The 19,276-nt window shown below is 68.4% G+C and carries 18 protein-coding genes; 4 read left to right on the top strand and 14 right to left on the bottom strand.

Features of this window, described 5'->3' with window-relative positions; translation table 11 throughout:
• Positions 1-13: 13 nt before the first annotated feature.
• Positions 14-1,438, bottom strand: a complete 1,425-nt coding sequence (locus VK682_RS04415; RefSeq protein WP_324781499.1) for an aldehyde dehydrogenase family protein — start codon at positions 1,436-1,438, stop codon at positions 14-16.
• 108 nt (positions 1,439-1,546) lie between these two features.
• Here VK682_RS04415 and VK682_RS04410 point away from each other — a divergent pair, with 108 nt between their 5' ends.
• Positions 1,547-2,407 carry a helix-turn-helix transcriptional regulator gene (locus VK682_RS04410; RefSeq protein WP_324781498.1) on the top strand — a complete coding sequence of 287 codons (861 nt, stop codon included), beginning with the start codon at positions 1,547-1,549 and terminating at the stop codon, positions 2,405-2,407.
• Positions 2,408-2,420: 13 nt separating this feature from the next.
• Here VK682_RS04410 and VK682_RS04405 read toward each other — a convergent pair whose 3' ends face one another.
• The gene (locus VK682_RS04405) at positions 2,421-3,269 is read right to left on the bottom strand and encodes a helix-turn-helix domain-containing protein (protein ID WP_324781497.1); all 849 of its coding nucleotides are present in this window, start codon (positions 3,267-3,269) and stop codon (positions 2,421-2,423) included.
• Between the two features lie 93 nt (positions 3,270-3,362).
• Here VK682_RS04405 and pobA point away from each other — a divergent pair, with 93 nt between their 5' ends.
• A complete protein-coding gene (gene pobA / locus VK682_RS04400; protein WP_324781496.1) occupies positions 3,363-4,532 on the top strand; it encodes a 4-hydroxybenzoate 3-monooxygenase in 1,170 nt (389 codons plus the stop codon).
• 36 nt (positions 4,533-4,568) lie between these two features.
• Here the strand turns inward: pobA and VK682_RS04395 are convergent, their stop codons facing one another.
• On the bottom strand, positions 4,569-5,039 hold the full coding sequence (locus VK682_RS04395; RefSeq protein WP_089844729.1) for an Lrp/AsnC family transcriptional regulator: 471 nt from the start codon (positions 5,037-5,039) through the stop codon (positions 4,569-4,571).
• Positions 5,040-5,199: 160 nt separating this feature from the next.
• Between VK682_RS04395 and VK682_RS04390 the strand changes: the two genes are divergently transcribed.
• Complete coding sequence (locus tag VK682_RS04390) at positions 5,200-6,852, top strand: thiamine pyrophosphate-binding protein (RefSeq protein ID WP_230796326.1); 1,653 nt, start codon at positions 5,200-5,202, stop codon at positions 6,850-6,852.
• Between the two features lie 3 nt (positions 6,853-6,855).
• Here VK682_RS04390 and maiA read toward each other — a convergent pair whose 3' ends face one another.
• The 6 genes from maiA to hmgA form a co-directional block, all read right to left on the bottom strand.
• A complete protein-coding gene (gene maiA, locus VK682_RS04385) occupies positions 6,856-7,512 on the bottom strand; it encodes a maleylacetoacetate isomerase (protein WP_230796327.1) in 657 nt (218 codons plus the stop codon).
• Positions 7,505-7,696: a DUF2783 domain-containing protein gene (locus VK682_RS04380; protein ID WP_230796328.1), complete on the bottom strand. Its 192-nt coding sequence runs from the start codon at positions 7,694-7,696 to the stop codon at positions 7,505-7,507. The genes maiA and VK682_RS04380 overlap by 8 nt, the downstream gene beginning before the upstream one ends.
• Entirely contained in the window at positions 7,693-9,297 is a 1,605-nt protein-coding gene (locus tag VK682_RS04375) for an FAD-dependent oxidoreductase (protein ID WP_324781495.1), read from the bottom strand. Before VK682_RS04375 ends, VK682_RS04380 begins: the two co-directional genes overlap by 4 nt.
• A 219-nt stretch (positions 9,298-9,516) precedes the next feature.
• The gene (locus tag VK682_RS04370; protein ID WP_324781494.1) at positions 9,517-10,467 is read right to left on the bottom strand and encodes an MBL fold metallo-hydrolase; all 951 of its coding nucleotides are present in this window, start codon (positions 10,465-10,467) and stop codon (positions 9,517-9,519) included.
• 12 nt (positions 10,468-10,479) lie between these two features.
• A complete protein-coding gene (gene fahA, locus VK682_RS04365) occupies positions 10,480-11,721 on the bottom strand; it encodes a fumarylacetoacetase (protein ID WP_324781493.1) in 1,242 nt (413 codons plus the stop codon).
• A 94-nt stretch (positions 11,722-11,815) separates the two neighbouring features.
• Positions 11,816-13,183, bottom strand: coding sequence for a homogentisate 1,2-dioxygenase (gene hmgA / locus VK682_RS04360; RefSeq protein WP_230796333.1), 1,368 nt, complete (start codon positions 13,181-13,183; stop codon positions 11,816-11,818).
• Between the two features lie 76 nt (positions 13,184-13,259).
• Here hmgA and VK682_RS04355 point away from each other — a divergent pair, with 76 nt between their 5' ends.
• Complete coding sequence (locus VK682_RS04355) at positions 13,260-13,691, top strand: MarR family transcriptional regulator (protein ID WP_089844713.1); 432 nt, start codon at positions 13,260-13,262, stop codon at positions 13,689-13,691.
• A gap of 427 nt (positions 13,692-14,118) precedes the next feature.
• Here the strand turns inward: VK682_RS04355 and VK682_RS04350 are convergent, their stop codons facing one another.
• The 5 genes from VK682_RS04350 to VK682_RS04330 form a co-directional block, all read right to left on the bottom strand.
• Positions 14,119-14,793: a DUF1028 domain-containing protein gene (locus VK682_RS04350; RefSeq protein ID WP_230796335.1), complete on the bottom strand. Its 675-nt coding sequence runs from the start codon at positions 14,791-14,793 to the stop codon at positions 14,119-14,121.
• A 4-nt stretch (positions 14,794-14,797) separates the two neighbouring features.
• Positions 14,798-15,214: a RidA family protein gene (locus VK682_RS04345; protein WP_089844709.1), complete on the bottom strand. Its 417-nt coding sequence runs from the start codon at positions 15,212-15,214 to the stop codon at positions 14,798-14,800.
• A 24-nt stretch (positions 15,215-15,238) separates the two neighbouring features.
• Positions 15,239-16,519: a flavin-containing monooxygenase gene (locus VK682_RS04340; RefSeq protein ID WP_324781492.1), complete on the bottom strand. Its 1,281-nt coding sequence runs from the start codon at positions 16,517-16,519 to the stop codon at positions 15,239-15,241.
• Between the two features lie 103 nt (positions 16,520-16,622).
• The gene (locus tag VK682_RS04335; protein WP_230796338.1) at positions 16,623-18,212 is read right to left on the bottom strand and encodes a gamma-glutamyltransferase family protein; all 1,590 of its coding nucleotides are present in this window, start codon (positions 18,210-18,212) and stop codon (positions 16,623-16,625) included.
• A gap of 36 nt (positions 18,213-18,248) precedes the next feature.
• A complete protein-coding gene (locus VK682_RS04330) occupies positions 18,249-19,271 on the bottom strand; it encodes an oligopeptide/dipeptide ABC transporter ATP-binding protein (RefSeq protein WP_230796340.1) in 1,023 nt (340 codons plus the stop codon).
• Positions 19,272-19,276: the final 5 nt, after the last annotated feature.

Genomic DNA, 19,276 nt, shown 5'->3' with positions numbered 1-19,276 from the left:
GTGATCTGCCGGATCAGCCGCGTTCGGGGCGGGTGATCCAGCGTGTTTCCGTAAATTCGTCCAGCGCCCAACGGCCCCCGAACCGGCCAAAACCGCTCATCTTGGTGCCGCCGAAAGGGGCGCCGGGGTGATCGTCGATCGTGGGGCCGTTGATATGGCAGATGCCGCAGTGCAGATCGGCGGCAAAGGCCTCGGCCCGGTCCGGATCGCGGTCGAAAACTGCGGCGGCAAGGCCGTAATCGCTGTCATTGGCCACCGTCAGCGCCTCCAGCGGGCTCTGCACCCGCAGCACCGACAGCACCGGGCCAAAGGCTTCCTCGCGCGCCAGCCGCATGTCCTGCGTCACATGGTCGATCAGCGTGGGCGCCACATGGCGGCGCTGGATGCCGCCACCGCCCACGATCACCGCTCCCTGCCGCACCGCATCCTCCAGCATCTCCGCCAGCCGGTGGGCGGCGGCCTCGCTGATGACGGGGCCGATCTGCGTGGTCTCGTCGCGCGCGTCGCCCACCCGCAGCGCGGCCCGCGCCGCCTCCAGCCGCGGGATCAGCGCCTCGGCCATGTCGCCCACGACGATGACCCGCTCGGTCGACATGCAGACCTGCCCCTGATTGGTCCATGCGCCAAGCGCCAGCGCGCCTGCGGCCAGATCCGGATCCGCCCCGGGCAGCACCACCGCCGTGGCCTGCCCGCCCAGTTCAAGCAGGGGGCGTTTCAGATGCCGGGCGCACATGTCGGCGATGCGGCGGCCCACACGGGTGGAGCCGGTGAAATTCACCCGCGTGACCACCGGATCCGCGATCAGCTGGCTGACGATCTCCTCGCTGTCCTCGGGCCGGGTCACCAGCACGCGCGCCACATCCGGCGGCAGTCCGGCCTCCGCCAGCACCGCGCCCAGCTTCCGGAAGGTCTGCGGCGCAAATTCCGAGCCTTTCAGCAGCACGGTATTGCCGCAGAGCAGCGGGGCCGCCATGGCGCGGATGCCAAGGATCAGCGGCGCATTCCACGGCGCGATGCCAAGGCTGACGCCAGAGGGCAGGCGGCGGGCGAGGCCAACGCGCCCCGATGCGGCGGCAAGGGGCTCGTCAGCCTCAAGCTGCGGGGCAAGGGTGGCGGTGTCGCGCAGCAGCCGGGCGGCAAAGCTGACATTGAAGCGCGCCCATGGCGCGGGGGTGCCGATTTCTTCGGCCATGCACAGGCGCAGCGGTTCGGCATGCTGTTCCAGCCGGTCGGCCAGCGCGTGCAGCAATGCTGCGCGCTCGGCCACGGGGCGGCGTTTCCAGCTGTCAAAGGCCGCCGCCGCACGCGCGGCGAAGCGCAGGCAGTCGGTCAGGCTGTCCGCCGGACGCGCGCCCGCCTCCCCGCCAAAGGGGGGCATGTCTGGCCGGGCGCCAGCACGCGCTGGCGCCTGCCGGTCTGCGGCAAACTGCTGTGTCATATCCTCCCCGGGCATGGACCCGGCCTCCAACTTTCAGATACAAGAGCGGGAGATGACACGAAATGCGCCAAACTGGCAAAGTCATGTCGTTTTCTGGAGGGAGGGCCGATGTCCGAATATGTGCAGCTGCGCGAGGAACGGCCCGCGCTGCATCCCCGCCGCGTCCGGCCCCGGCTTGCCGACGGATCGGCGCTGCTGGTCTATCTGGCCGAAGGCACGGTGCTGGACGAGACCGGCGCGCCGCATCTGGCCGCCCCCGCCTATTGCTACTGGCCGCATCCGGGGCCTGCCGACCTGACGCTGGGTGCCGGGACGCGCGCCGTGGTGATCGGGCTTGGCGACGGGATCCGGCAGGATGCCATCGGCGCGCGGTCCGAATCCCTTGACCTGCGGCTTCTGACCGATGCACCCTTCATCGCGCCGCTGCCCGATCCGCAGACCGCCGCCCGCGCCGAGGTGCTGATGGACTGGTTCCTGTCCGAAACCCGCCACGAGGAGGCGCGGTCGACGATGCTGTTTGCCTCGATCCTGCGGCTGATCCTGATCGAGGCGCGGCGGCTACGGCTGCCGGGCGGCGATGCCACCCCCAGCAAGGAGACCGATCTGCTGCGCCATTTCCGCCATCTGGTCGAGACGCACTATCTGGCGCACTGGCAGGTCGCCGATTATGCGCAGGCGCTTGGCGTCAGCTATGACCGGCTGCACCGGCTCTGCCGCACCGAACTGGCGCGCAGCCCGGCGGATCTGGTGAACCAGCGCCTGACCGCCGAAGCCTGCGACCGGCTGGACCGGTCCGGCGCGCCGCTGAAAAAAATCGCCTCCGACCTTGGCTTTCCCGATGCCAGCCGGTTCAGCCATTATTTCAAGCGGCGCACCGGACTGTCGCCGGGGGCGTGGCGCGCGGTGGCGCAGCGCTCCGCCACCGCCGAGGCGGAGGCGCTGCGCAAGGGCTTCGCGGACTGGCCCTGAGGCCCGCACCGGATCAGCCCGCCACCCGCCGACGATAGGCCGAAGGGCTTTCGCCACGCAGATGCCGGAACCGGCGCGAGAAATAGGACGGGTCGTCAAACCCCAGCTCGAAGCCGATTTCGGCGGCGGGCAGGCGGGTAAAGGCCAGAAGCCGCGCCGCTTCGGTCATCACAGCGCTTTCGATCCGGTGCGACGCGGTCTGCCCGGTGGCGCCCCGGCAGATCCGGTTCAGATGCCCGGGGGTGATGCCCAAGGCGCGGGCATGCTGCGTGACCCCCCAGCCCTCTGCCATGTGATCGAGGATCTGCGTGTCGAACTCGCGCAGATAGCGGCTGGCGGGGTTTGCCTCCTGCGGTTCTTCGGCGCGCGCCGCCGCCAGCGTGACCAGCAGCAGGTGGCTGGTCGCCAGAAGCTCCGCCGCCCGAAAAGAACCAGCGCTGGCAAAGCTGTCCCGCAGCTGCTCCATCAGGATCAGCGCCAGATCCGGGGCTGGCCCGGCAAAGGGATCCTGCAGGGCGCGCTGCACCTCAGGCGCGCCCGCCGCAAGCCCCGCCACCACGCTCAGCGGAAAGGACAGCACCAGACCTTCGCAGCCGCGCCGGAACCGGAAAGCATGAACGATACCAGCCGGGACAAACAGGAACTCCCCGTCGGTCAAGGAACTTTCCCGCCCGTCGATCCGCACCGTCGCGGCCCCCGACCACATGTGCAGCACCTGCACGAGCACATGATGCCGATGCGGCGCGATTTCCCAGTCATGCAACGGCGCGCGGTCCCAGATTCGTTCGCAATGCACCACATCGGGGAAAGCGCTGGTTTCCCCGAACAGGGTGAAGACGGGAATGGTCTGCGGTGCAGTCATGTTTGAATAATGCCAGAAATTGCCGCGCCCGTCCATTCGTCCGCAGCGCCCGAGGCCCTATTTTCGGCCGCCAAGGCAAAGGAGGAGACCCCCATGGATACCCAGGTCGTCATTATCGGAGGCGGGCCCTCCGGGCTGCTGCTGTCGCAGGTGCTGAACCGCGCGGGCATCGCCACGGTGGTGCTGGAACGGTCGAGCCGTGCGCATGTGCTGTCGCGGATCCGGGCGGGCGTGCTGGAATGGGGCTCGGTCGAACTGCTGCGCGAGGCGGGCATCGGCGCGCGGATGGACGCGCAGGGCCTCCCCCATGACGGCACCTACCTGACCGATGGCGACCGCATGGTGCATATCGATTTCAAGGCGCTGACCGGCAGGCGGGTCATGATCTATGGCCAGACCGAAGTGACCGAGGATCTGTATGCCGCACAGGATGCCATGGGCACGACGGTCCTTCATGGCGTCGAGGATGTGGTGATCGAGGATCTGGACGCGGCGCAGGCCTCTGTCAGCTTCACCGTGGAGGACGCGCGCCGGACCCTGACCTGCGCCTATGTGGCGGGCTGCGACGGTTTCCACGGCGTCAGCCGCAAGACCATCCCCGAGGCGAAGCGGCAGGAATTCGAGCGGGTCTATCCCTTTGGCTGGCTTGGCATCCTGTCCCGCACCCCGCCGGTCCATGACGAGCTGATCTATGCCAATTCCGAACATGGTTTCGCGCTGGCCTCGATGCGGAACCCCAATCTGGTGCGCTATTACGTGCAGGTGCCGCTGAGCGACAAGGTCGAGGACTGGTCCGACGACCGCTTCTGGACCGAATTCAAGCGGCGGATTCCGGCGCAGGCGGCGGCGGCGCTGGTCACCGGCCCGTCGATCGAGAAATCCATCGCCCCCCTGCGCAGCTTCGTGTCGGAACCGCTGCGCTGGGGTCGGCTGCTGCTGCTGGGGGATGCCGCGCATATCGTGCCGCCCACCGGGGCAAAGGGGCTCAACCTTGCGTTTTCGGATGTGCATTACGCCAGCGAGGCGCTGATTGCGGCCCTGACCCACGGCTCCACGGCGGGCATCGACGGCTATTCGGCCCGCGCGCTGCAGCGGATCTGGAAGGCCATGCGCTTCAGCTGGCAGATGACGACCATGCTGCACCAGTTCGAGGGCGAGGACAGTTTTGCCGCGCAGATGCGCCGCGCCACGCTGGCCCATCTGGCGGACTCGGAAACGGCGCAGAAAGACCTTGCCGAGAATTACATCGGCCTGCCCTACTGAGGCGGCGGCGGCGCGCGGCCTGCGGGCCGCGCCGCTTTACCCCGCATGTCCCAGATCCAGCGCGTCGCTGTCCTTGAAGGTGCGCAGCACAAAATCCGACCGCACCTGCGCCACCTCGGGCTGGATCAGCAGCCGTTCGTGCAGGAAATCGGAAAAGCCGCCAAGGTCGCGCGCCCGCACATGCAGGATGTAATCCGCATCGCCCGAGACGGAAAAGGCCGACTGCACCTCGGGCTGCGCCTCGATCCAGCGCGAGAAATGGCTGTCCGCGTCCTTGCCATGGCTGCGCAGGTTCACCCGCACCACCACCCTTATCCCCAGACCCAGCTTCACGGCGTTCAGCCGGGCGCGGTAGCCTTCGATATAGCCTGCCGCCTCCAGCGCGGCGCGGCGGCGCGAGCATTGCGAGGCCGACAGATTCACCCGCGCCGACAGATCCGCATTGGTCAGCGCCCCGTCGCGCTGCAGCGCGTCGAGAATCTGCCGGTCGTAACGGTCCAGCGGCATCTGCGGCTCCCTTGCAGTGTTCCATGCCAGAATGCACGTTTCGCGCAGAATGTCGCGCAAAATCAGCCGTAGCGCGCATCTGCGGTGCGGCGGCCCTTGCAACATGCACACACGGTGCGGCGCTTTCGCGCTATCCTGACATCAGCTCAGGAGACAGCCCATGTACGATGACGCGCAGCCCGCCCAAGCCCCCGCCAAGACCCATGTCCATCAGGCCATCGCGCAGGCGGTGCGCGATCATGGCATCGACAGGCTGTTCGGCCTGATGGGCGATGCCAACCTGTTCATCGCCGATCATTTCGCCCGCGCCTGCGGGGGCCGGTTCATCCCCGCCGCACATGAGGGCAGTTCGGTGCTGATGGCGCTGGCATGGGCCCATGTGACCGGGCGGGTCGGGGTCGCCACCATCACCCATGGCCCGGCGCTGACCAACTGCGTCACCGCGCTGACCGAAGGCGTGCGCGGGCAGATCCCCATGGTGCTGCTGGCGGGCGACACGCCGGTGTCCAATCCGCGCCACCTGCAGGGCATCAACCAGCGCGAGGTGGTGGCCGCCACCGGTGCCGGGTTCGAACAGCTGCGCAGCCCCGACACCGTGGCCCGCGACGTGGCCCGCGCCATGTATCGCGCGCAGGTCGAACGGCGGCCTGTCGTGCTGAACATGCCCGCCGATTTCATGTGGCAGGAGGCGCGGTATGCCCGCCACGTGCTGAGCGTGTTCGAGACGCGCAGCTATGTGCCCGAAGGCGACGCGCTGGATCAGGCGCTTGGCATGGTGGCCAGCGCGCGCCGTCCGGTGATCCTTGCCGGCAGCGGTGCTTCGGGGGCGCGGGCGCAGATCCTCCGCCTTGCCGAACGGCTGGAGGCGCCGGTGGCCACCACGCTCAAGGCCAAGGGTCTGTTCCGGGGTCATCCCTATGACATGGACATTTTCGGCACGCTCAGCACCCCCGCCGCCTATGACGTGATCGCCAAATCCGACTGCATCCTGTGCTTTGGCGCGGGGCTGCACGATTTCACCACGGATCGCGGCAAGCTGACGGAGGGCAAGCGGCTGGTGCAGATTGACACCGATCCGCGCGCCATCGGGCGCAGCGTGCATCCCGATGCGGCGCTGGTGGCCGATGCCGGGCTGACCGCCGACAATTTTGTGCACTGGCTGGACGAGGCCGAGATCCCCGCCTCCGGCTTCACCCCCGAGCTTGACCCGCAGACCCTGCGCGCCCATGCCCCCGCCCCCAAGGGCGCCGTGGCCGAGGGCTGCATCAAATACGTCCCCGCGCTGGAGCAGCTGGAACAGGCGCTGCCGCAGGACCGCATCCTTGTCAGCGATGGCGGCCGTTTCATGACCGAGGTCTGGTGCCGCATCTCTGCCCCGGATCCGCGCAGCTTCGTGAACACCGCCAATTTCGGCTCCATCGGCCTTGGCATGCCCGAAGCCATCGGCGCGGCGATTGCGGCCCCTGACCGCCCCGTGGTGCTGTTTTCCGGCGATGGCGGGTTCATGATGGGCGGCCTCACCGAATTCAACACCGCCGTGCGGCTGAAGCAGGATCTGATCGTGATCCTGTGCAATGACAGCGCCTATGGCGCCGAGCATATCCAGTTCCTTGACCGGCAGATGGATCCGGCGCTGACCGAATTCGACTGGCCCTGTTTTGCCGATGTCGCCACCTCGCTCGGCGGACGCGGCGTGCTGGTCCGGTCGGAGGCGGATCTGCAGAAAGCCCTCGCCGCGATCGAGGTGCGCGACCGCCCGCTGCTGATCGAGCTGCGGCTTGATCCGCATGACGTGCCCCGGATGCGGATGTAAGCGTCAGCCCGGCTCGCCAAGGTTCGGGTCCGCGCCGGGCCGCAGCGCCTCTGCCGAGGCGTTGCGAAAGGCATCAAGACCGGCGCAGGCCGCAGCCACCCGCGTGATGTGGGGCAGATCGTCCAGCGCCACGCCCCAGCGGGCGGCGTTGTAAAGCTGCGGGATCAGGCACAGATCGGCCTGCGTCAGATCGGGGCCAAGGCAGAAGGGACCGTGGGGGTCCAGCATCCGCTCCACCGCCGCCAGTCCGGGCAGGAGGGTGGCGCGCATCCAGTCGGCGCGCGTCTCCTCCCGCCCGGTCAGCCGCGCCACGTGATCCGCCACCCGCAGGTTGCAGACGGGGTGGATGTCGCAGGCCACGGCCAGCGCCACCGCGCGCGCCCGCGCCGCCTGTCCCGGATCGGGCGGCACCAGCGCCAGCCGCCCCGTCGCCTCCAGATAGTCCAGAATGGCAAGGCTCTGCGTCAGGTGCAGCCCGTCGATTTCCAGCACCGGCACCAGCCCCTGCGGGTTCAGCGCCAGATGCGCCTGCCGGTGCTGGTCCCCCGCGCGCAGATCGACGGCGCGGCGCTGCCATGCCAGCCCCGAAAGGTTCAGCGCGATCCGCACCCGCCAGCTTGCCGTGGAACGCCAGTAATCGTGAAGCACCACCTCAGCCACAGCTACGCGCCACCGCCAGCAGATCCTTCAGCGCGTCCACATCGCCGATGCGGTTGGCCAGCAGCAGCACCAGCCGCGCGTTCAGCGCGTGGCTTTCCGCCTCGCTCAGCCCGTCATGCGCCGCCATCAGCGCCTCGTAGAACTCGTCACCCCGGGCGCCCAGACCCATCTGCTGCGCGCTCATGCCATCGCCCTTTCGCAGTCGCGGCCCATGGCGCGGGACAGCGCCGCGTCTAGCGCCTGCGGATCGACCCTGCCCCGGAACACCGCCGCCGCATGGCCATCGGGCCGCACCAGATAGGCCAGCCCCGTGCCATAGCGCTGCAGCGCGTGGCCCGTCCTGTCGTCATAGGTGGGATAGTCGCGGGCGCTCTGGCCGATCCCCACCCGCCGCAGGCCCAGATCCGGCAGCGCGATGTCGCCAAACCCCACCAGCGTGAAGGCGCCGTGCAGCAGCGGCAAGAGCCAGCCCTCGCCCACCGGCGCATCCACCATCGGCTCGCCCACGCGGCCCTCGCCCGGGGTCTGCAATGACAGCCCCGCCAGCGAACAGGGCAGCGACAGGCGGCCCGAATTGATCAGCCGCCGGGCGAAGGGGTGGTCATGCGCCAGCCGCAGCGTCTCGTGCCGGAACAGCGCCTCCACCGGGGTTTTGGGGGTCATGAAATTGGTCGAGCGCGCGGAGTTGAGGATGTTTTCGGCAGCGCCATGGCCGCGTTCCTCGTCATAGCTGGCGATCAGCGCGGGGCCCGCCGCCCCCTTTACCACGGCGGCCAGCTTCCAGCCCAGATTGTCGGCATCCTGAATGCCGCCATTGCCGCCCCGCGCGCCAAAGGGGCTGACCACATGCGCGCTGTCGCCGACAAAGATCACCCGGCCCTGCACGAAACGGTCCAGCCGGATGCAGCGGAACCTGTAGACCGACAGCCAGTCCAGCCGGAACGGCCTGTCGCCGACAATTGCCCGGAGGCGCGGGATCACCTTTTCCTCGGTCGCCTCGGCCTTGGCATCGGCGCCCGGGTCCAGCTGCAGGTCGATGCGGTAGATGTCATCGGGCTGCATGTGCAGCAGCGCCGACTTGCCGGGATGAAAGCTCGGGTCGAACCAGAACCAGCGCTCCGGCTGGCCCTGCGCGAAGGGGCTTTCCGCCATCTCGATATCGGCAATCAGGAACTGCTCTTCAAAGGTCTGCCCGGCAAAGGCCAGCCCCATGCGGCGGCGCGTGGCCGAATTCGCCCCGTCGCAGGCCAGCAGCCAGTCGGCGCGCAGGTCATACGCGCCTTCGGGCGTCTCGACGGTCAGCGTCACGCCGTCCTCCCCGGCGTGGTGCCCGGTCACCTTCGACAGAAAACGCAGGTCGATGAGATCGGGGAACTCCTTGGCCCGGTCCAGCAGATACTGTTCGACGTAATATTGCTGCAGATTGATGAAGGCCGGGTATTTGTGGCCATCCTCGGGCAGCAGGTCGAAGCTGTAGACCTCGGTCTCGCCATGGAACAGCCGCCCCACCTTCCACGTCACGCCCTTGGCCAGCATCCGCTCGCCCACGCCCAGCCGGTCAAAGATCTCCAGCGTGCGCTTGGCCCAGCAGATCGCCCGGCTGCCCACCGACACCACGTTGTTATCGTCCAGCACCACCGACCGCACGCCCTGCAGCGCAAGATCGATGGCCATGGCAAGCCCCACCGGCCCCGCGCCGACAATCGCCACCGGCGCGCCGGTGCGGCCGCCGTCCAGTTCGGGCGGGCGGACAAAGGGCTGCGGATCATAGGAATAGGCTGGCATGGTCTCTCCTCCCTCTGCGTCCCCGGTGCTCCACCACCGGGGCGCGCAGGCCGGGGCAGCACCCCCGGCCCGCGCCTGCTTTGCACGGGCTCCGCCCGTTCGCGCCTCGGTCTCTCCACCGGAGAGATCGCCGGGCTGCGCCCGGACCGGCTGGGCTCCGCCCGTTCGCGCCTCGGTCTCTCCCCCTGAGAGACCGCCGGGCTGCGCCCGGACCGGCGCTCACCCCTGAAGGGCGGCCCACATCTGCTGGTCGCGTTCGGCGGTCCAGACCCGCGGCGTGTCGATGCCGCGCGCCTCGTCATAGGCGCGGGCCACGTTGAACGGCAGGCAATGCTCATAGATCGCGTAATCGGAGAATTTGGGATCGCAGGCGTCGCGCACCGCATCCCATGCCTCCCGCAGCGAGCCGCCCCGCGCCACCACGCGTGCCACCGGCCTGTAGGTGGAGCGCACAAAATCCGCCGTGTTTTCCAGCGCCTGCGCCACCGCGTCTTCTCCCAGCAGCGCATCGCCGCGCCCCGGCGCGATGGCGCGCGGCTCATAGGCCGCGATCTGCGCCAGCGTCTCCGGCCAGTCGGCAAAATGCCCGTCGCCACAATAGCAGGCCGAATGGAACTCCACGATGTCGCCGGTGAACATCACCTCCTGATCGGGCACCCAGACCACCGCATCGCCTGCGGTATGCGCCCGGCCCAGATGCAGGATGTCCACCCGCCTGCGGCCCAGATAGACGGTCATGCGGTCGCTGAAGGTCACCGTGGGCCGGGTCAGGCCGGGAATTTCCTCATGGCCCTGAAACAGCCGTGGAAAGCGCCCGAATTCGCTGTCCCAGTCTTCCTGCCCGCGCTCCTCGACCATGGCCGCGGCCACGTCGCTCATGATGATGTCACGCGCGCCATAGGCCGAGGCGCCCAGCACCCGCACCGCGTGGTAATGGGTCAGCACCAGATGGCTGATCGGCTTGTCAGTGACCGAGCGCACGCAGTCGATCACCTTGCGCGCCAGCCGGGGTGTCGCCTGCGCCTCGACGATCATCACGCTGTCATCGCCGATGATCACCCCGGTATTGGGATCCCCCTCGGCGGTGAAGGCATAAAGCCCTTCGCCCACTTCGGTGAAACTGATCTTTTTCTCGTCCATGTCGCCTTGCGACGCGAATGCCTTGCTCATGGGATCCTCCCTTCAGTCCTGTGTCCATGCGGGCTGCGGCAGGGCGGGCAGCACCTGCCCGGTGCAGGAGCCGAAGCCCACGCGATAGCCCTGCCCTTCCGCCGCGCCGTAAAGCGTCAGCCGGTCGCCATCCTGCAGGAAGCGGCGCTCCGTGCCATCCGCCAGCCGGACCGGCTCCGCCCCGCCCCAGCTCAGCTCCAGAAGCGAGCCGCGGCTGTCCGGCGTGCCGCCCGAGATCGTCCCCGACCCCAGCAGGTCGCCGGTGCGCATCGGGCAGCCGCTGGTGGTGTGATGGCAAAGCTGCTGCGCTGCCGAATAATACAGCTCGCGGGCATTGGTCCGCGCCAGAATGGTTTCCGCCCCGCCCTCGGGCGTCAGCCCCACGCTCAGCGCGATGTCATATTGCATCGGCCCCGGCTCGCGCAGATAGGGCAGCAGGGGCCGCTCCCGCGCGGGGGGGCCAACGCGAAACGGCTCCAGCGCGGCCGTGGTCACGATCCAGGGCGATACCGTCGTCGCCGTGGCCTTGGCCTGAAACGGCCCCAGCGGCTGATATTCCCAAGCCTGAATGTCGCGCGCCGACCAGTCGTTCAGCAGCACATAGCCAAAGATCATCGCATCCGCCTGCGCCACCGACACCATGCCCGCGGAGGGCAGGCCGACCACCGCCCCCAGCTCCAGCTCCAGATCGAACCGCGCCGAAGGGCCAAGATGCGGCAGATCCGCCCCGGGCGCCTTCAGCTGCCCCCATGGCCTGCGGACATCCGTGCCCGATACCACCAGCGACGAGGCCCGCCCGTTATAGCCGATGGGGATCGACAGCCAGTTCGGCGGCAGCGCGTTTTCTGGCCCGCGAAACATGGTGCCGACATTGGTGGCATGATGCCGCGAGGCGTAGAAATCGGTGAACTCGCTGACGGTGAAGGGCAGGCCCAGCGTCACCTCCTCAAGGCGCAGCAGATGCGGCGCCACCGCCGCCTGATGTGCCACATCGCCCAGCAGGACCGTCAGCCGCGCCCGCAGCGCCGCCCAGATCTGCGGCCCCGCCGCCATCACCGCGTTCCATGCCGGTTCGGCAAAAAGCCCGGCATCAAGCCCGTGATCCACCGCCGCCACATCCAGCACCCGGTCGCCGATGGCGACCCCCAGGCGCGGCCCCTGCCCGGCATCGAACACGCCATAAGGCAGGTTGTTCAGCGGAAACTCGCAGCCCGGCGCATTTGCGCTCTCGACCCAGCTTGTCCTCAGGCTCATGACCGCGCCCCGTCTTCCTTCGGCCAGAAATATCCCGGGGGGAGCCGAAGGCGGGGGGCAGCGCCCCCCTGCCCCCGCGACGTCCGCGCGGCGCTCACTCCCAGTTCCCTTCGGGCGTGCCATCGAAGCGCTTTTTCAGGCTCTCCCAGCAGTCGATGTAATCGTCCTGCAGCGGCGCCTCCGTGGCGGCAAAGCGGGTCAGATGCTGGGGAAAGCGCGTCTCGAACATGAAGGACATGGTGTGGTCGAGCTTGTGCGGCGCCAGATCGCCAAGGCTCGCCTTCTCGAAGGCCGCATTGTCCGGCCCGTGCGGCAGCATCATGTTGTGAAGGCTCATGCCCCCCGGCACAAACCCTTGGGGCTTCGCGTCATACTGGCCGTAGATGTTGCCCATCAGTTCGGACATGACGTTCTTGTGGTACCAAGGCGGGCGGAAGGTGTTTTCCGCCACCATCCAGCGCTCGCGGAACAGCACGAAATCGATGTTCGCCGTGCCTTCCACCCCGGAGGGCGCGGTCAGCACGGTAAAGATCGACGGATCCGGATGATCGAACAGCACCGCCCCCACCGGGCAGTAGGTGCGCAGGTCGTATTTCACCGGCGCGTAATTGCCGTGCCACGCCACCACATCCAGCGGCGAATGGCCGATCCGGGTGACATGGAACTGGCCCTGCCATTTGACCGTGACGGTCGAGGCGGCATCGCGATCCTCGAAGGCGGCGACGGGGGTCTTGAAATCGCGGCGGTTGGCCATGCAGTTGGCGCCGATCGGGCCCCGCCCAGGCAGGGTGAATTTCTGCCCGTAGTTTTCGCAGACAAACCCCCGCGCCGGCCCCTCCACCAGTTCGACCCGGTAGAGCAGCCCGCGCGGCAGGAGGGCGATTTCCTGCGGCGCAAGGTCGATCACGCCCAGTTCGGTACAGAACCGCAGCCGCCCCTCTTGCGGCACCACCAGCAATTCGCTGTCGGCGGAATAGAAATAGGCATCCTGCATCGACTGGGTGACCAGATAGATATGCGCGGCCATGCCCACCTGCATATGCACGTCGCCCGCCGTGGTCATGGTCCGCATCCCCGTCAGCCATGTCAGCGGGGCGTCGCTGTGCGGCACCGGATCCCAGCGATACTGGCCAAGGCTGATCACGTCCGGATCCACATTCGGCGCCGACTGCCAGTAGGGCAGCGCGATCTTTTCGTAACGGGCGGAATGTTTGACCGAAGGCCGGATGCGGTAGCACCATGTCCGTTCGTTCTGATGGCTGGGCGCGGTGAAGGCGGTGCCCGACAGCTGCTCGCCATAAAGCCCGTAGGCGCAGCGCTGCGGACTGTTCCGGCCCTCGGGCAGCGCGCCCGGCAAGGCCTCCGTCTCGAAATCATTGCCAAAGCCGGGCATGTAGCCTTCGCGCAGCGCGCTGATGCCCACGGCCCGGGTCAGCCCGGACACTCTGCTCTGATCGGTCATGCTCCGCCTCCTCTCGACTGACTGGCGCGAGGATGTTAGTTGCTTTTGTAACTAACAAGGGGCGAAATCAGAAAAGATGGATGACAGCGACAGCTTTGAACTTTCGACCTTCACGCCCTTCCTGCTGAATCAGGCGGCGGAGGCGCAAAGCGATGTTTTCTCGCCAAATTACCGCGACCGTTACGGGATGCTGCGCACTGAATGGCGGGTGCTGTTCCACCTTGGCCGCTATGGCAATCTCAGCGCCAAGGAGATCTCGGACCGCGCCTCGATCCACAAGACCAAGGTGTCGCGCGCGGTCCGGGCGCTGGAGGAGAAGCGCTTTCTTGCCCGCGCCACCAGCCCCGAGGACCGCCGCAGCGAAAGGCTGTCGCTGCGACCGCCGGGCGAAGAGGCGTTCCGCGTCCTGACCGGCGCCGCGCAGGATTACGAGGCGGCGCTGGTCCGCAAGCTGGGTCGGCGGGACACGCAGAAGCTGAAGGATTTGCTGCTGAAGCTGCAGGACTGAAGGTCAGGGCCCTGCGGATCGCCGGATCTGGTCCGGTCCTGATCCCCGCCCGCGCGGGCAGGCAGGGAGATGTGCGGTGTGGCGGGCGGCCCCGGCACCCGGTCCGGTGTCGCGCCGCCCTGCCGGGCCGCGCCGCGCAGGATCACAGGTCGTGATCACCGTCCTTGCGGGCGTAATGATCGTGGAGGAATTCGACGGCAGCAAAGACAACCACGAGGCAGGTGAGGATTTCAACATAGCCGGTCATGGGAGGCTCCTTTCAAGGTCACTCGTTAACTTCCGATAACCAAGATATACGCCTGAAGCCCTCACCGGACGAGCGGACGTCGGGATGATCGAAGGAGCCGGGGGATGGCCCCCCTGTTCCAAAGGATAGGGTCCGCGCCCGCTTGTGATGCGCCACCGCCCGGGCGGGCGGGGCGCGGGATCAGTCGTCGCCGGGCACGCCGTAAGAAGGCGCCGCGCGCGGATCAAGCGCGCGCTGCACATAGGCGCCCATCTGCGGCCTGTAGACCGCCCAGGCCTCGGTCACGGCGGCGATCGGGCAGGCTTCGGTCCAGTCGCAGCGCAGCTCGGCCAAGGGCCAGCTCAGCCGGTCCACCAGCAGCAGCCCCGCCGAATGCACCGGCCCCGCCTCGCCCCCCGCGTCAAGCCCGGCAGCCAGTGCCGCGATCAGCCGGTCGCCCAGATGGCCGGAGGTGGCCAGAAACCCGTCCAGCATCGCCTGCGGCACGCCCTCCTGCGCCAGCAGGTTGCCGCCCGCCGCCGCGTCCTGCCCCTGCGCGCTGGACCAGAGCCCAAGCGCGTTTTCGCCGGAATGCACCGCCGTCGCGCCGGTGGCGTCCACGGCCAGAATCTGGCGGTACTCCATGAAGGGGCTCGCCTCGCGCACCCGCGCCACGGCTTCGGGTGCGGCGATCCCCTGTGCCATCAGGTCCAGCACCCGGGGCCCCAGCGCGGGATCAGTGACGTTCTGCGATGCCACCACCCCCACCCCGGCGCGGGCATGGGCGCAGCGCGCCGCCACCGCCGGAGAGGAGGAGGAGATGACCATGCCGAACATGCCGGTTTCGGCGCAGCGGGCGACAAGAGAAAAGGTCATCGCCTCAGTCCGGGATCACGGCGGTGGCGTCGATCTCCACCAGCCAGTCGGGCCGCGCCAGAGCCGACACCACCAGCCCGGTGGAGACCGGATGCACGCCCCGGATATATTCGCCCATGGTGCGATAGACCGCCTCGCGGTGGCGGACATCGGTGATGTAGACCACCACCTTGACCAGATGTTCCATGCTGCCGCCCGCCTCCTCGATCAGCTGGCGGATGTTCTGCATGACCTTGTGGGTCTGTTCCACCGGATCGTGGCTGTCGATGTTGCGCGCGGTGTCCAGATCCTGCGGGCACTGGCCGCGCATCCAGACGGTGCGGCCGCCACGGGTGACCACCGCCTGACACAGGTCGTTGTCCAGCGCCTGTTCGGGATAGGTGTCGCGGGTGTTGAAGGGGCGGATGCGGGTATGGGCCAAGATGGTCTCTCCAAAGGGTGCGGGTTATTCGGCGGCCTGCGGCGCGGTCCGCGCCTGAACCTGCGCGTGATAGTCCATGTAGCTGCGGCGGGTGGCGATGTGATCGGCCACATGCCGGGCGTCGTGCCAGACGCCCCAGATGAAGCTGGACCCGCGCCGCGACTGCCACGGCAGCCCAAGGAAATAGATGCCGCTTTCGGGGGACACGCCGCGCTGGTGGCGCGGATGTCCCTGCGCGTCCAGCGCACCCTCGGGCAGCCAGCGGTAATCCGACCGGAAGCCGGTGGCCCAGAGGATGGTGGTGATCCCCGCCTTGGCCAGATCAAGCGCGCTCAGCGGATCGGTCAGGCAGGCCGGATCGGCGGGCATTTCCCGCGCTTCGGGGTCCGGCGGCAGGTCAAGCCCGTTGCGCGCCACATAGGCATCAGCCTCGTCGAGCACGGCAAGATAGTCGCGGTCACCTGCGGCGATGTTGGCGGCAAGATCGGGCGCGATGCGCAGCACGCCGTCGCCATAGCCCTCTGTGCGGCCCAGCAGGGTGATGCCCTCGGCGGCCAGACGCCGGAAATCCACGGTAGCGCCGCCATGGGCGCCGCTGACCGCGATGGTCACATGATCGGTGCCCGGCGCGGGCGCCTCCAGATCCCATTTGCCCAAGACCCCCAGCCACCAGACGAAATCCCGCCCGCGATAGCGGCGCGGCGGGCGGCCATGCGGACCCACCGACAGAAAGACCCGCCGCCCCGCCCGGTTCAGTTCATCCGCGATCTGGCTGCCGGAGGCGCCCGCCCCCACCACCAGCACCGCGCCTTCGGGCAGCGCCTGCGGGTTGCGATAGTCCGAGGAATGGATCTGCGTGACCGGCAGATCCTCTGGCACCAGCGGCGGGATCACCGGGATCTGGAACGCCCCGGTGGCGGCCACCACCGCCTGCGCCTCGATCACCCCGCCGGAGGTTTCGGCGCGGAAGCCCGGGCGCCCCTCCAGTCTGGTGACGCGGCTGACCTCTACCCCGCAGCGGATGGGGGCGTTGAACTGGCGGGCATAGGCGGCGAAATACTCCGCCACCTCGTCCTTGCCCACAAAGGCGTCGGGGTCATGCGGAAAGGTCATGCCGGGAAAGCGGTCATGCCAAGCCGGGCCATTGGCCACCAGCGAATCCCACCGCGCGCTGCGCCAGCGTTCGGCGATGCGGGCGCGTTCCAGCACCAGATGCGGGATCCCGGCGCGGGTCAGATGTTCGCTGGCGGCAACACCCGCCTGTCCGGCGCCCACCACCAGCACCTCGGTCGTTTCAATGGTCATGGCCCTGCCCTTTCCGCCGCTTGCTCCGGGATCAGACTAGCCTCATCCGGCCTTCAGCAAAATTACAGAAGTCTGAAGGCTGGATAAGGCAGAGCCTAAGCCATCAGAACCCCAGCGCCATGCCATCCTTGCGGCTGTCGCTGCCGCCATGCAGCAGGCCGGTTGCGGTATCGATGCGGATCGCCTGACTGCCGCCGATGGGGCTGTCCATCACCTTCAGCTTGTGGCCCCGCGCCGCCAGATCGGCACGCGCCGCCTCTGACACGCCCGGTTCGATCTGCAACTCGCCGCCCGTGGCGAAGCTGCGCGGCGCGTCCATGGCCGCCTGCAGATCCATCCCCAGATCCAGCACGCCCGACAGGAAGGCGGCATGGCCCGAGGCCTGATACTGCCCGCCCATCACGCCAAAAGGCATGACCGCCGCGCCATCCTTGCAGAGCATGCCGGGGATGATCGTGTGCATCGGGCGCTTGCCGGGGGCGATGGCATTGGGATGGCCGTCGATCAGCCGGAAAGACGCGCCGCGCGAATGGAACAGCACGCCGGTCTTTGGATCAAGCCGGGTGGAGCCGAAGCCGTGGAAGATGGAATTGATGAAGGACAGCGCGTTGCCCTCGGCATCCACCACGCAAAGATAGATGGTGTCCTTGTGCTCGGGCTCGTCCCAGAGCGCGGGCGGCAGCGCGCGGGTCATGTCGATCCGTGCGGCAAGCGCATCCACCACGGCGTCGGACAGCAGCGTGTCGGTCACGCCGGGACAGGATGCCGGATCGGCGATCAGCGCGTCGCGGTGGTGATAGGCAAGCTTGGTGGCTTCGGCATGCAGGTGGATGCGGTCAGCCTCGGACATCTCCGCGCCCATGTCGAACTTGGCAAGGATGCGCAGGATCAGCAGCGCCACCAGCCCCTGCCCGTTGGGCGGGCATTCCAGCACGTCATACCCAGCGTAAGAGGTAGAGATGGGATCGGTCCAGAAGGCCTGATCGCGGCCTTCGTGGAAATCCTGCGCGGTGTGCAGACCGCCCAGCGACTGCAGATGCGCTGCCATCCGGGACGCCGTCTCGCCTTCGTAGAAGGCGGCGGCGCCATGGGCCGCGATTTCGGTCAGACGGTCGGCAAGCAGCGGCTGCGCGTGGCGCTCGCCCGCGCGCGGTGCGGCGCCACCCGGCAGGAACAGGGCGGCGGCATGGGCATCGCCCCCCACAAGGGCTGCATTGGCGGCCCAGTCCTGCGCCACGCGCGGCGTCACCGGATAGCCGTCGCGGGCATAGGCGATGGCGCGGGCGAAGATCTGGTCAAGCGGCAGCGTGCCGTAATCGGCATGCAGGCGGCACCATGCGGAAATGGCCCCGGGGATGGTGACGGCATGGGGGCTGGTCTGCGGGATCTCGTCGGTCAGCCCGGCGGCGCGCAGCGCCTCCAGCGTGGCGCCGGCGGGCGCGCGGCCCGAGCCGTTGAGCGCCCGCACCGCGCCGCCCTTCGGTGCGTAAAGCGCAAAACAGTCGCCGCCGATGCCGGTCATCAGCGGATCCACCACGCATTGCACCGCCACGGCGGCCAGTGCTGCATCCACGGCCAGACCGCCCCGGCCCAGCATCTCGAGCCCGGCGGCAGTGGCCAGCGGATGCGAGGTGGCGATCATCGCGCGCGAGGCCAGCGTGTCGGGGCGGCGGGCGGAGAAAAAGTCGAACATTCGGGATCTATCCTGCAAATCTGGAAATAGGGGCCGTCAGGCGGCGCCAAGCGGGTGAAGACAGGCGACAGCGCGCCCTTCGCCATGGCGGCCCAGCTGCGGGTCGCGCGTCTGGCAGTCGGGCTGCACCATGGGACAGCGCCCAGAAAAGCGGCATCCGGGCGGCAGGTCAAGCGGGCTGGGGATCTCGCCCGGCAGCGGTTCGGGCAGCGGTTCGAAAAACCGCGGCGCAGCGGCGCGCAGGGCGGCGGCATAGGGATGCGCGGGGGCGGCGAGCACGGCATCGGTGGGACCGGTTTCCACGATGCGGCCCAGATACATGATCGCGATCTCTTCGCAAAGATAGCTCGCCACGCCCAGATCATGGGTGATGAAGACCAGCGTCAGCCCCATGTCGCGCTGCAGCCCGCGCAGCAGCGTCAGAAGCTGCGCCTGCGTGGAGACATCAAGCCCCGACACCGCCTCGTCCGCCACCAGCACAGAGGGTTCGGAGGCCAGCGCCCGGGCGATGGCCACGCGCCGCACCTGACCACCCGACAGCCCCGCCGGATACCGCTGCGCCGCATCCGCAGGCAGGCCCACCCGCGCCAGCAGCTCCGCCACCCGGCCCGCCACCTGCCCGCCGGGCACGATGCCGAAATGCCGCAAGGGTTCGGCGATCAGCGCACCGATGGTCATGCGCGGGTCCAGCGAGCCGCGCGCGTCCTGATAGACCATCGCCACATCGCGGGCAAAGCGCGGGCCTTCGGCGCGCACCTCGCGGATCGGGCGCCCGTGATACAGCGCGCGGCCCCCCGTGGGCGCATCAAGCCCCAGCAGCACCCGCAGCAGCGTGGATTTGCCAGAGCCGCTTTCGCCCACCAGCGCCAGCGAGGCGCCCTGTTCCACGCGCAGCCGCACCCCGTCCAGCGCGCGCAGGCCGACGGTATCGCGGCGCAGGCCCGCGCCGGGGCGGCGGATCTGGAACACCTTTTCCACCTCGATCAGTTCAAAGACCGGCGCGCGGGTCGGCGCGGGCGGCTGGCGGGGATCGGTCATGGCGGACATGTCTTTCATCATGCGGG

The organism is Salipiger marinus (assembly GCF_035481585.1).
GTDB classification, from domain to species: domain Bacteria; phylum Pseudomonadota; class Alphaproteobacteria; order Rhodobacterales; family Rhodobacteraceae; genus Salipiger; species Salipiger marinus.
Note: the sequence above shows the minus strand (reverse complement) of the source record. Positions and strands in the feature narration are given on the sequence as shown.